The following is a 12,498-nucleotide window of genomic DNA, read 5'->3' on the forward strand; positions in this document are numbered from 1 at the left end:
CCCTGTCTTCTTCATTTTTGTTATAATGGTGCTTAAGCCAATTAAGGGAGTGTTACGAAAAGATGGATGCATTGTTTGACCAATTGAAAGAATATCTAAACATGGATACAGAAATCTCTTTCCTTGAATTTGATAAGTATTATAAAGATGTATTGGTATTTTTAGATACTGAATGGACAAACTTGAACGAAGAGGATACCATGCGTATGATCTTCATTCTTGATAACTTAAAAGCGAACAGCGAAGAGCGTTCTAAGCGTAAAGGGAAAGAATCCAAGAAATTCGCTAAAATTGCTGAACGCACAAATATTTGGGCGCAAGTAATGATTAAACGTATGAAAGAATTCGGTTTAAACGACGAAGAGATCGGCAAGCGTTACGAGGCAATTTACGAAGCTGTGTAGGTATTCGTACTTACCAGAGCTTACTTACTTGTTAAGGTTATTTGAGGTCTGATTCCTTATGGGAGTCAGGCTTTTTTCTGTTATGGGGCAGGCTTATGAACAAAAAACCTTACAAAAATTTAAGGTTTCTGTAAGACTTTTCAATAGGTCATGGTAAGGATTTTGGACTACAATTAGGTTACAACGAGGAAAAAGTCGAAACATGTCAAAGAAAATAACGTCCTATAAGAAGAAAGGAGGCAGCAATCATGAATCATGTCTTACAAGGAACTGCACAACCGTTAAAACAGAGCAAGCCTAAAACCTGGCGTACCAGAGTACCAAAGTGGTTAGTGATACTGTTGATTGCTGCGCTTTTCTTACAGGTTATTGCATATTCTATTGTAACCATAGCAGGTACTTATTTAATTGACCAACAGATCTTAACCAAGACGGTAGGTAGTAGTTTAGGAGGTCAGGGCACGTATGTTGCTACAGACGAAATGCCTGCTTATCTGAAGGATGCTTTTATCGCAATTGAAGACCATCGCTTCTATTACCATAAAGGAATTGATTACATTGCATTTGGACGTGCCTTATGGATTAACACGATGTCAGAGAGTAAACGGCAGGGTGGTAGCACGATCAGCATGCAACTAGCTAGAAATTTATTTTTAACAAATGAGAAAACCTATACACGTAAGGTAAAAGAAGCCTTAATCGCGATGAATTTAGAACGTCAATTTTCTAAAGATGAAATAGTAGAGATGTATTTAAACAATATTTATTTTGGTCATGGAAAATACGGAATTGAAGCAGCAGCTCAACATTATTTTGGAAAGACGGTACGTCTACATTATCCAAAGCTAAAAACAATTAATGAGAGTGAAGCAGCTATGTTAGCAGCTTTACCAAAAGCACCAGAAAATTATTCGCCAATCAAATATCCTGATAAAGCAATGACCCGGCAACATGTGGTATTAAGTCGAATGAAAAAGCTTGGTTATATCACAGATAAGCAGGAACAGGATTTTTTGAAACAAAAAATAATTTTACCCACAACAGGCAATGAGCTATCCAGAGCCGCCTCGCAGTCATAACTGCGAGGTTTTTCAGCATAAAGAGGGGCAACATGTAATAGAGGCTTCCTTTCAAGGAATACGGTTTTCTTTTTACTCTATAAGAAGTGTAGGTTAAGAGACTGCTTTTAGTCCAGTCACACCGACGACAATGATGATGAGACTGATGATACGTCCTATGCTTTTTGACTCGTTGAAAAAAATCATATTTACTAGTACCGCACCGGCTGTTCCAATACCAATCCAAACGGCATAGGCTACACTTAACTGAAGATAATTAAGAGATGCGTAGAGGAGGGCAAAAGATGTACCGAACCCTCCAAAGAAAAGAACTGTATTTATTAAAGATTTATTTATACTAAACTTTTTTAAACCTATTACACCAATCAATTCAAATATTGCCGCTAGAAATACAAATAACCAACCCATAATTAAGCAACTCCTTTCCCTTGTGCGTCTTCGCCTTTATTGTCTGCAAGTTTTAATGAAATTACGCCGATGACTAGAAGACCCATAAATAGACCTTTTGCTAGACTGAATAACCCTTCAAAGATAAAAATGTCCATTAGGGCTGTACCTACTGTACCTGCTGCTGCGAAAATAGCATAAACTGTACCCGTTGGTAATGTTTCGCATGCTTTAGAGAGAAGATAAAAATCTGCAATAATAATGACACCTACGATAGCCCAGTGCCACCATGCTGTTGCCACGTTAAATGCATAAACCCAAAACAATTCGAATAAACAAGTTAAAATGACATAAATCCAAGCTTTATTCATAAACAACCATTCCTTTTTTTAAAATGTTAAATCACAAATTATAGCCCCTTTTCATATGAATGAATGTCAGTCATTTTTATTTTAAAAAAATATTGGACATACCCAATAACTTTATTTATTTTTTTAACAGTGATCTTTTGATGAAGCTATAGGTCTCCGCCTTAATGATATCCACAGTATCATCCTGATCGCGCCCTATATAAAATCGTTCAGCCGCATTTTCAACAAGGTTGATAATCATTTTTGCCATTCGTTCCACATTAATGTCATTGATGATCTCGTTATCGTTTATGGCTTTATTTAATATAATTTCAAACCAATGATAATAGGGACGGTATATCGCTTCCCATTTTTCCATTGAATAATCTATGGCAAGACCGGAATAACAAAGGACAATAATCTCTTTATATGAATCTGTTATGTTAAAGGTTTCGTCAATCACAATTTCTAAGGCGTCCCAAAAGTTTTCTTTCCCTTGGATATTTTCCTTAATTCTTTCTAAAGTAGTTGTGAGAAGATTATCTGCAATGGCTGGTATTAAAGCCTTTTTAGATGAAAAATATAAATAAAAAGTTCCTTGGGCAATTCCTGCTTTTTTTACGATATCTGAAATGGAAGTCTTATCAAGTCCTTTTTCTGAAATGACGTCAATGGCAGCTTCTAAAATTTTATTGTATTTTCCGTCAGAAATGCTAGCTATATCATTTACCTCCTCTTGTTAAATGAATGACTATCATTCATTATAAAGCAACACTAATATAATGTCAAAAAATCAATTGTATCTAAGATAATAACCATTACGTAATGAAAGGAGGAGTGGGCAAGGTAAAGATGTCTTTACATGTAGTAGCTACAATTAAAAATTTACGAATAGTAAGGTTGTTGTGGATTGTTCCTTTCCTTGTGGCGGGGTAGCTTGTTTCACCAGTCATTTTCACTACTGGGTATTATTTCTTGTATTATAACAGTGAAATTTAGTAAAAATAGTATTAATACAGAGAAAGAAAGAGTATTCGAGAGATAGGATAACTAAATAACGGATAATCGCTGTAAAATGTGCTATAACAAGATTTTTATTTGATTGCTGTTGTAGTACAATGAAGTCAACAAATCACACATTGAGCAAGAAAACATACGGAGGCGATTAACATGGAGAAAATGACTCATTTCTTTGCTACATTGGGACCAAAACAATGTGAATGCTGTGGTCAACCGATTACAGAACAAGCAGAATCCTATATGTCCGAATGCTTGGATTGCTCCGAAAAGAAGTACATCATCGTAGAAGTTTAATCAATATGCTATAAATTACCTTTTTTGGAACCCTTTCTTTACTCCATATACACACCCTTTATTAAGCCATTCTGCCAGTCAAGCAGAATGGCTTCTTTTTGTATATATATAAATTGTTTTGTGCTCCTATCGCTACTAATGCAAAGAAGCACTGAAGGCATTTTTTTTCTTTACGTTTTACTTGCACCAGTAAAAAAAACAGGGCATTCTAAGAACAGAATATGGAGAGGAGCTTTTTGATGTTTCATCCAATTATTTATGACAATATAAAAGTTGTATTAGAAGGCGCTGTTTATGACCATGATTTGGATGGCGATATTTTGGTTATAAATCGAGTAGATGCTGTTGATTTAGCCAAATTTGGACGCTATTTTCATATTCAATTTCACTTATTGTCTTCTACAGAGGACACAAACAAGCATCAGGTAACTGCTGAAATTCAGCTTTCAACGGAACTATCTGATATCGCAAGTGAGCAGTTAGAACAAACGCTCGCCGTACCGATGGGCTGTCGGATCTGTATTCATTTCGATCTATCCATGAGAGATGTGCCTTACGAATCTGAGCAGGTGATACATTTGTTAAATGATATTTGGGGACATCGGCCACATATTACACAGCAGGTAATGTTTACAGTAGATGAGCATCAGGAATTTAGATGGCCACCTGAACAATTCCAGGTACGAATAAAATTAGATTTTCATCGTAAGATCGACGAAGGTAACATTCCTGATTTGAATGAAATTGTAGAGTATTGTATTGAATCATTACGATTATTAGAGCAACGAGAGGTATAATCTGAGGTTTCAGGCTGTATCGTAGTATAGAAACGAGAATTAGGTTATGGATAAAACAACAAATACCGCATCCGAGTCACTAGCTCTGATGCGGTATTTTATATCTACTACGTTCTTAGTTGACTTATCCTTTAGAAAAAACCGGTTGGTGTTCTCCTAATCCTGTGGTAACGGCTTATCAGGAGGTGTTTTTTTCTGTTTAAGAGGTATGGTTACTGTAAAGGCACTGCCTATACCTAACTGGCTGCTCACAGTAATTTTTCCAGCATGACGTTCAACAAGTCGCTGGCAGATTGTTAATCCTAGTCCTGTACCACCACTGTTGCGATTACGTGATTTTTCAGCCCGATAGAATTTGGTGAAGATCTTAGATAAATCTTCTTCCGCGATTCCATCCCCTTTATCAATGACAGAGAAGCTCACTTCATTGTTTCCCATATCACAGGTAAACAGGATACTTCCATCAGGTTTATTATAATGTATGGCGTTATTTAGTAGATTTTCTAAAACACGTCGTAGTTTTTGTTCATCCGCTTCCATATGTAATGAATCAGAAACACGGAATTTACTAGAGAAGCTGATGGGACTTTGTTCCAGACGGGTAGCGTATTCCTCAGCGATGTTGCTGGCAAACGTTCGAATATGAATGCGAGTTAGATTGAGTGGAAAGCGACCCATCCATTGATTATGGTCCTGCAACTCATCCAATAAATTTTCCAAATCAAGTGCCTTTTCTTCTATCTTGGCCATTTGCTTCTGTATGCGCTCAAGATCGGTAACACGACCTGAAGCAATATAAGATGCATATCCTTTAATCGTGGTTAAAGGTGTACGGAAATCATGGGCAATAGCGGCCATCAATTCTTGTTGTCGTTCTTCAACAAAAGTGAGCTCTTCTACCATGTCATCGAAGTAGCGGAATAGTTGCCCAAATTCATCGGTAGATTGATAAGAAAAGGCAACATCACGTTTACCCATCTTAATTTCCTGGGTAACACGCGAAAGTTCATTAACAGGACGTAGTATCCAACGAATGACCACAATAAATAGAATAATACCTATGAAAATTAAGCTGACATAAATATACACAATGATCATGGTAACCCCTTTTGAAGAGAGGATATCATAGTCATCTGTATAAAAACGAACAACGGTCCTACCTTCTACAGGAGCACTACGATCAATGGAATACTCTGCTATTACCTTTTTCGATCCTTTGCCTATAGCATTATAGGCTTCTGAGGTTTTCGTGGTAATGGCATTGCCACTTTCATCTTCCACTACAATCGTGTACATCAAGTCTTCTGGCAACTGTTTCGTTAATTCTTTTAATTCATTGGGATCTTTAAACAAGGAACGACGAATCACTTCATTAAAGCTGACTCGCTCGGCCACTTCTTTTCCCAGCAAAAACTGCTCGTGGCGATCTGTTTTAAGCTGATCCACAATAATGTTTTGAAAGATAAAGCGGTACGCCAAAATATGAATCACGATGACAGCTAAAAAGGCGAGCAGTATTTTATTGCTGATTTTCACGAATTAGATACGCTCCCCGATAAAGACGTAACCAGTTCCCCATTGTGTTTTAATAAACGTACGTTCTGTTTCTAGTTTTTCACGTAGGTTCTTAATATGTACCGTAACAGTATTAAGTGAGCCATACCCATAGCCCCATACGCGATCATAGATTTGTTCTCGAGTAAAAACAATACCTGGATTCTCTGCTAAGAAGGTTAGCAATTGAAATTCTTTTGTAGACAAATCAATTTTATTTTCCCCTACATAGACAGAGTAGGTTTCCTTATGAATTTCCAGCCCTTTAAATTTTAAGATGGTGAGAGCTGAATTTCCTGCTTCCTTATCTAGTTGTTCATTTTGAGCAGTTAATTTTCTCAAACGGTCATAGCGACGAAGGTGAGCACGAATGCGAGCCAGCAATTCTTCTGTATCAAAAGGCTTGGTGATATAGTCATCAGCACCAATTTCTAGTCCAACTACTTTATCTACTGGTTTACCTTTTGCACTTAAGAAAATGATTGGCATTTCCCGTTCACGACGAATTTGCGCGCACAGTTCATACCCGCTCATTTGTGGCATCATAATATCAAGCAAGATGAGATTGGGGATTAACCCACTATCTAGCTTTGCAAGTGCTTCTTCTCCACTATTTGCATGAGAAACGTCAAAACCTTCATTCTCAAGGATGTCTTGGAGCAGATCGACAATCTCTTGGTTATCGTCCACAACAAAAATATGATCTTTCAAGGGAGACCCTCCTAGTTTCTACGAAATGCAATTAATTTCATCATATCATGGATAAGGGCGTCTGGCACAATTAAATATAAGGAAACATATAGCCTTATCATGTGAGCTGGTACTAATTGTAGTCAGAAAAAGCCAGAGACTCATGTCCCTGGCTTTTGTATTAAAAGGTCGTACTTCTTTTTCAGCTTCATGGAAAAAGATTTTTAGTCTTCCAATTCTGGAATTGCTACACGTTTAGCACCTACGTATTTCTTGCTCCAATAGTAGGGATCATCAAGGCTTGTCTTCGTTACTCCAATTCCTGTTTCAGAGTGAGCAAACATATTGTTTCCAATATAGATGCCTACGTGTGAGATGTTTCTGCCATTCGTGTTAAAAAACACTAAATCTCCCGGTTTTAGGTCTTCTCGATCTACTGACTCTCCCACATCGAATTGGGAAGAAGAAGAAGCTGGAAGTTTTGCACCTAAAGCCCCAAACACGTACCCGGTAAAACCGGAACAATCAAAACCTGAAGTAGATTTACCGGCTGCTTTGTAAGGTACGCCATACAAAGGATTGATGGTTTGGTCTAATGAGTCGGAAGATGCGAATACAGAACCTCCACCCACGGCTAGTAATGCAGTCATTAGTATGGAACACACAAACTTACGCAACGAAAGAGCCCCTTCCTTTTAAGCCTCCGAGGTTAGCTGATGGGTTCGGTCGAAAGGTTTCCCTAAGCTGTTTGTAATAACAGCTATTCACCCCAAAGTATGGTTCCCCCGTTTCCATTGTCTGGAACTCGGCTAATTTTCGATTTTTTTTTACAGAGAGATTAAATTCTACTTTCGTCGTTATTCTCCTTTTTTTTTTATTAAAGTTCACTTTTTCGACATATTTTTAAGTAATCTTTTTAGAGAATACCCGTCTTATCTGATTCTGATAAGAGTGTCACTTCCATTACATTCTTATAGGTAGAAACAAAGTGAAACTTCCTGTCGTTTCCTGTTGATTTAGCTGATTTCTTCTCCACTACCAGCTGAAATCTATCTTTCCTTTCACGGATGGACATTCTCTCCGACTCAGGGCTGAGGAGAAAACCATTCGCTCGCCCGTTATAGATTTTTTCAGGGTCGACTACAATAAGGTCATGAACAACAAGCGAATGAAAAAAGGAGGGAAAACACTTGCAAGGGCAATCCGGAAAAATATTTCTGGGGCTTACGCTGATTGTCGTAGGGGTACTGGTATTGCTTGACAAACTAGGGCTAGGAATCGACAGGTTAATCCCCATGTTTATCGCAGGACTGTTAATGGTCTATGGTTGCAAAAAGGTGTTAAGCGCTGGCTCAACAGGAAATAAAGGATGGGGAATATTTGTTTTCCTCTTCGGGCTATTAATGCTCTTAAATAAATTGAGCTTGCTATTTGGTTGCATGTTAGCAATTGCGATCATCTACTTTGGATTTAAGGTAATGAAAAGCCAACGACATACTGCCCAGCATGAATCAACTCCATCGATGTGGGAGAGAGAGTGGGCACAGAGTGTGTTACGAGAAGATAAGCTAGATCGTTGGGAACACGAGGTAAAGAAACGTCAACATAAGGATTTGTTTTGATTACAAAAACCAAAAAATGATAAACTCTAAGGAGGAATTCTAAATGAGTATTTTTAAAAGACTGCGTGATGTAACGGTGGCTTCCGTAAATAATGCGATTGATTCCATAGAAGATCCGGTTGTTATGCTTACACAATACATGCGTGATATGGAAGCAGAGATTGGTCGAGTAGAAGTAGCGGTAGCTCGCCAGGTGGCACAGGAGAAGAAGTTCCGCCAACAATATGAAGAGGCGAATACCTTAGCAGGTAAACGTGAGCGTCAAGTGATGCTAGCTCTTACTGAAGGCGAAGACGAATTGGCTAGACGCGCTCTATTGGATCAAAAAACTTATGAATCACGTGCACTTGAATTAAAAGAACTATTAGATTCGTCTAGTAATGCTGCTCAGCAAATGCGTGAAAAATTGGCTGAACTAAAAGAAGAATTTTATAAAATGCGTGCTAAAAAATATATGTTAATGTCCAGAGCTCAAGTAGCTCGTACACAAAAACAAGTAAATTCTTATGTAGCAGGCATGGGTGTTGAAAACGCGGCTCGCGGTTTCCATCGCATGGAAGAAAAAGTGATGCAGATGGAAGCAGAAGCTAGCATGAGCGGTATGTATGAGGACACAGAATACCATCGTTCATTGAAAAAGCTGGATAAAAAAGATGAATTAGATTATGAATTAGCAAAATTAAAAGAGAAGCTGGCAGGAAAATCCGTTGAAAATAGGGAAGAAGTAGAGTCAGCAACAAAGAACTAGATATTATTAAACACAGCAGCCCTGATTAGGGGCTGCTTTTCCCCTAGGAGGGTTTACCAGATGTCAGATTTGCTTGTGTTTCTGAGACGCTTTGTCTCACGGCCGGGACAAGTAGGGAGCGTTATCCCCAGTTCGCGTTATTTAAGTAGTCTAATGATGAAAAATGTTCCATGGGAGCAAGTAGGACATATTGCCGAATTGGGGCCAGGAACCGGTGTGTTTACACGTGCTATTCTTACACAGATGAAGAAAGATGCACGGTTTTTTATCGTGGAGCGTGATCCACAATTTCAACAAATGCTACATCATCGTTTTCCTCAGGTACCAATTTGCTCGGAAGCAGTAAGATTATCAGAGTATATGAATGAATTAAATATTCCCTCACTAGACGCCATTGTGTCTGGACTACCATTTGCTGTTTTCCCAGAACAATTGCGTAGTGACATTTTGGATTGTGTGGTCGAGTCTCTTGAACCGGGTGGGGTGTTTGTTACCTTTCAGTACTCCTTGCAACTGAAGAATGAGCTTGAATTGCGATTTTCAAAGGTTGATATTAAATTTACCCCATTTAATATCCCGCCAGCTTTTGTATATGTATGTAAGAAAAGATAAAAATCAGTTGAGAGAGGAGTAGGCTCCGTTTGAAATTTTCTCGCGTAGAAAAAATGGTAGCTGGTACCATTATCATCTTTGTTGGTTTAGGCCTCTTCCTCAATAATTTAGGGCTGATTTTTTTCAGCATTTTTTCCTTATGGCCTCTGCTATTAATTTTTTTGGGGTATCGATTTTGGAAAAGAGGAAGAAAAATTACTGGTGGTATCTTATTAACCATTGGTATTCTTAATATTTTTCAGGAATGGTTTGGCATTGCCATCCACAATTTGTTTGGCTTTATTTTTTCCCTGTTCTTTATCTACTATGGCATTCGATTAATACGTCGTAAAGGTCGAAATAAGAATGAATTTGGCCCAGACTTCACTTATACAGAAGAGAAGAAACACGAAACATCCTCTAATTCACAATCAACATCAACACCTAAGCAGGATGAGTTAGATCTTGCAATGGATGCGTTACTAAAGGAGAGACAACGGCAAAAGGCACAAGTAAACATGCAGGATGGTATTCAGTCTGAGCCGACAAGTCAAAGTCCCTTTACAAGTGAACAGAATAATCAAAAGGCAAAGAAGGAGCCGTATTCACAGGCTGGTCCTAGGATTGAAGGCGAATGCTATTCTGGCTCTTATTATTCTGATACAGGGCCTGATGAACCTATTTTTTCAAAGGACGGTGCTCAAAAAGAACAGCGTAAATCGAGCGATAAAACCTTTCATAAAAGCTTTGATAAAACGTTCTATGATCATGTTCACATTCATAATCCTCAAGATACACGCAGTTCGTTGATCGGTGATTATCGATTGATTTCAGGCCGCTTTGAGCTAAAAAATATGCGGATTTGGCAAGGGATCGGCGATGTGGTTATTGATCTTTCTCGTGCTGTGATTCCTGAAAAAGAAGGAACGCTTGTCGTCAACGGCTGGATTGGAGATGTCACGATCTATGTTCCGATCGATATGCCGGTACAGGTGATGGCAGAAGTAACTATCGGAGAATTGGAAGTACTAGGCCATCGTCAAAATGGAATTACGCGTAAAGTGATGTTGTCCACTCATAACTACGCTGAAGCTACTGAAAAAGTAAAAATCATCATTTCGCTCTGGGTGGGCGATATTGATGTCAAGTACATCTGATGAGAGGGTGTACTGACGTATGAAACAATCATATTCGACATTAAAAAGCATTCAATGGCAGGCAGTTCAACAAGCGCTGTTCTGGACAAACAGCACGGTGTTGACGATGTTCGGTATTTTCTTATGGATTGGTCATTTTAGTAAGGATCGACCAGAAGTTAATGAGTGGTTGGCCAAATATCTACACGTATCTGTGAACGTTGATTTTAGCTGGCGTATCTTCTTTTTCCAATTAGTTGTGGGATTATTAGTGGCTACTGTTGTTGGGTTAGTCAGTGGTTATATCGCTGGTAATCTGTTAAAAAAGCGTCTATATTCTCTATGGGAAGCGACGATGAATTTAGAACGCGGTATGTTATCATATCGGGTACCTGAATTAGGATCAGACGAGATTGGCGAATTGGGCTGGCAGTTGAATCGTCTTGCAGCTAAATGGGAAGGTCAGGTAGCCTCATTACAACGACTCTCCACGCATAATGCAGAATTGCATGATCAGGTTAAAGTTGCCGCGGTGACAGAGGAACGCCAACGACTTGCACGTGAATTGCATGATGCAGTCAGTCAACAATTGTTTGCTATCGCGATGACCACTGCTGCTATCAAGCGGTTGATTGATAAAAATCCAAGTCGAGCTGCACAACAGATTGAATTGGTAGAGGAAATGGCAGCAGGAGCACAGGCAGAGATGAGAGCATTACTGTTACATTTGCGTCCTGCTACATTACAAAATAAATCGTTAGGTGAAGCGGTTGAGGAGCTGTTAGAAGAGTTAAAGATCAAGCATACATTGGATATTAATTGGGAAATCAGTAACATTGCCAACATCCCAAATGGCATTGAGGATCAGTTGTTTCGGATTTTGCAGGAAGCACTATCCAACTCCTTGCGTCATTCCAGAGCACATAGCATTACAATAAAATTATTCACGCTACAAGGGCATGTACGTTTACGCATTGCGGATGATGGAATTGGTTTTGATCCAGATGGAGAAAAAATGACCTCATATGGGTTGGTGTCCATGCGTGAGAGGGTTGATGAAATCGGCGGTGCAATGGAGATTTACTCATCACCAGGCAATGGCACACAGATCGAAATACGCGTCCCGTTACTGCTGGACGTACACCCAAAAGGAGTAGATGGAGAGAATGATCCGGGTATTATTAGTAGATGATCATGAGATGGTACGTATGGGACTCGCTTCTTATTTATCCACAGAGGATGATATAGAAGTGGTAGGAGAGGCTTCAAGTGGAGAAGAGGGTGTACGCCTGGTAGAGGAAATGCAACCAGATGTTGTACTCATGGATTTAGTCATGGAGGGCATGGGAGGTATCGAGGCAACTAGGAAAGTTCGGGAAGTATTGCCTCAGACGAAGGTTATTGTACTTACCAGCTTTATTGACGATGAAAAAGTGTATCCCGTTATTGAAGCAGGAGCATTTAGTTATCTGTTAAAAACCTCCCGTGCCTCCGAAATTGTAAAAGCTATTCGTGCAGCGGTAGATGGTGAGCCTGTACTGGAGTCGCGAGTAGCGAGCAAGATCATGGCTCGTTTTCGTACAGGTGCGCAGACGCCAGCGCACCAGCAATTGACCCCGCGTGAATTGGAGGTACTGTTGCTGATCGGGCAGGGAAAATCGAATCAAGAGATCGCAGATGAATTAATAATTGGAATTAAAACGGTTAAGACGCATGTAAGTAATGTTTTATCAAAACTAGGTGTAGAAGATCGGACACAAGCGGCTATTTATGTACATAAACATCAATTACATTAATAAATAAACAACCCCACAAAATCCGGAGAG

16 protein-coding genes and 1 riboswitch are annotated in these 12,498 nt (G+C 39.0%); of the genes, 10 read left to right on the plus strand and 6 right to left on the minus strand.

What is annotated here, in order from left to right; genetic code table 11:
- Positions 1-62: 62 nt before the first annotated feature.
- Positions 63-404 carry a hypothetical protein gene (locus tag ACQV1I_RS03645; RefSeq protein WP_018672422.1) on the plus strand — a complete coding sequence of 114 codons (342 nt, stop codon included), beginning with the start codon at positions 63-65 and terminating at the stop codon, positions 402-404.
- A gap of 248 nt (positions 405-652) precedes the next feature.
- Positions 653-1,483: a transglycosylase domain-containing protein gene (locus ACQV1I_RS03650; RefSeq protein ID WP_116334791.1), complete on the plus strand. Its 831-nt coding sequence runs from the start codon at positions 653-655 to the stop codon at positions 1,481-1,483.
- Between the two features lie 93 nt (positions 1,484-1,576).
- Here ACQV1I_RS03650 and ACQV1I_RS03655 read toward each other — a convergent pair whose 3' ends face one another.
- From ACQV1I_RS03655 to ACQV1I_RS03665, 3 genes are all read right to left on the minus strand, one after another.
- Positions 1,577-1,891 carry a DMT family transporter gene (locus tag ACQV1I_RS03655; RefSeq protein ID WP_018672424.1) on the minus strand — a complete coding sequence of 105 codons (315 nt, stop codon included), beginning with the start codon at positions 1,889-1,891 and terminating at the stop codon, positions 1,577-1,579.
- Positions 1,892-1,893: 2 nt separating this feature from the next.
- Positions 1,894-2,241 (minus strand): DMT family transporter, encoded by a 348-nt coding sequence (locus ACQV1I_RS03660; protein ID WP_116334790.1) that lies wholly within the window; start codon positions 2,239-2,241, stop codon positions 1,894-1,896.
- Positions 2,242-2,356: 115 nt separating this feature from the next.
- Positions 2,357-2,941, minus strand: a complete 585-nt coding sequence (locus ACQV1I_RS03665) for a TetR family transcriptional regulator (RefSeq protein ID WP_116334789.1) — start codon at positions 2,939-2,941, stop codon at positions 2,357-2,359.
- Positions 2,942-3,390: 449 nt separating this feature from the next.
- Here ACQV1I_RS03665 and yhfH point away from each other — a divergent pair, with 449 nt between their 5' ends.
- Together yhfH and ACQV1I_RS03675 are read left to right on the plus strand one after the other, a co-directional pair.
- A complete protein-coding gene (gene yhfH / locus ACQV1I_RS03670; protein WP_018672428.1) occupies positions 3,391-3,534 on the plus strand; it encodes a protein YhfH in 144 nt (47 codons plus the stop codon).
- A gap of 239 nt (positions 3,535-3,773) precedes the next feature.
- Complete coding sequence (locus ACQV1I_RS03675) at positions 3,774-4,331, plus strand: hypothetical protein (RefSeq protein WP_116334788.1); 558 nt, start codon at positions 3,774-3,776, stop codon at positions 4,329-4,331.
- A 156-nt stretch (positions 4,332-4,487) separates the two neighbouring features.
- On the opposite strand, the gene ACQV1I_RS03680 is transcribed toward ACQV1I_RS03675, so the two are convergent.
- The 3 genes from ACQV1I_RS03680 to ACQV1I_RS03690 form a co-directional block, all read right to left on the minus strand.
- Positions 4,488-5,867 (minus strand): sensor histidine kinase, encoded by a 1,380-nt coding sequence (locus ACQV1I_RS03680; RefSeq protein ID WP_116334787.1) that lies wholly within the window; start codon positions 5,865-5,867, stop codon positions 4,488-4,490.
- Between the two features lie 3 nt (positions 5,868-5,870).
- Positions 5,871-6,596 (minus strand): response regulator transcription factor, encoded by a 726-nt coding sequence (locus ACQV1I_RS03685; protein ID WP_094701355.1) that lies wholly within the window; start codon positions 6,594-6,596, stop codon positions 5,871-5,873.
- Between the two features lie 203 nt (positions 6,597-6,799).
- Positions 6,800-7,252 carry a C40 family peptidase gene (locus ACQV1I_RS03690; protein WP_018672432.1) on the minus strand — a complete coding sequence of 151 codons (453 nt, stop codon included), beginning with the start codon at positions 7,250-7,252 and terminating at the stop codon, positions 6,800-6,802.
- Between the two features lie 6 nt (positions 7,253-7,258).
- A riboswitch (cyclic di-AMP (ydaO/yuaA leader) is annotated at positions 7,259-7,396 on the minus strand.
- 369 nt (positions 7,397-7,765) lie between these two features.
- Here ACQV1I_RS03690 and ACQV1I_RS03695 point away from each other — a divergent pair.
- The 6 genes from ACQV1I_RS03695 to ACQV1I_RS03720 are packed head-to-tail and all read left to right on the plus strand — an operon-like array spanning position 7,766 to position 12,468.
- The gene (locus ACQV1I_RS03695) at positions 7,766-8,197 is read left to right on the plus strand and encodes a LiaF transmembrane domain-containing protein (protein WP_094701356.1); all 432 of its coding nucleotides are present in this window, start codon (positions 7,766-7,768) and stop codon (positions 8,195-8,197) included.
- 43 nt (positions 8,198-8,240) lie between these two features.
- The gene (locus ACQV1I_RS03700) at positions 8,241-8,945 is read left to right on the plus strand and encodes a PspA/IM30 family protein (RefSeq protein ID WP_116334786.1); all 705 of its coding nucleotides are present in this window, start codon (positions 8,241-8,243) and stop codon (positions 8,943-8,945) included.
- Positions 8,946-9,005: 60 nt separating this feature from the next.
- Positions 9,006-9,557 (plus strand): class I SAM-dependent methyltransferase, encoded by a 552-nt coding sequence (locus ACQV1I_RS03705; protein WP_094701357.1) that lies wholly within the window; start codon positions 9,006-9,008, stop codon positions 9,555-9,557.
- 29 nt (positions 9,558-9,586) lie between these two features.
- Positions 9,587-10,693 carry a cell wall-active antibiotics response protein LiaF gene (liaF, locus tag ACQV1I_RS03710; RefSeq protein WP_116334785.1) on the plus strand — a complete coding sequence of 369 codons (1,107 nt, stop codon included), beginning with the start codon at positions 9,587-9,589 and terminating at the stop codon, positions 10,691-10,693.
- Between the two features lie 19 nt (positions 10,694-10,712).
- Positions 10,713-11,864, plus strand: coding sequence for a sensor histidine kinase (locus ACQV1I_RS03715; protein WP_018672437.1), 1,152 nt, complete (start codon positions 10,713-10,715; stop codon positions 11,862-11,864).
- Positions 11,839-12,468 (plus strand): response regulator, encoded by a 630-nt coding sequence (locus tag ACQV1I_RS03720; RefSeq protein WP_018672438.1) that lies wholly within the window; start codon positions 11,839-11,841, stop codon positions 12,466-12,468. Before ACQV1I_RS03715 ends, ACQV1I_RS03720 begins: the two co-directional genes overlap by 26 nt.
- Positions 12,469-12,498 lie beyond the last annotated feature (30 nt).

The organism is Brevibacillus sp. JB24b (assembly GCF_051713385.1).
Classification (GTDB): Bacteria; Bacillota; Bacilli; order Brevibacillales; family Brevibacillaceae; genus Brevibacillus_B; species Brevibacillus_B laterosporus.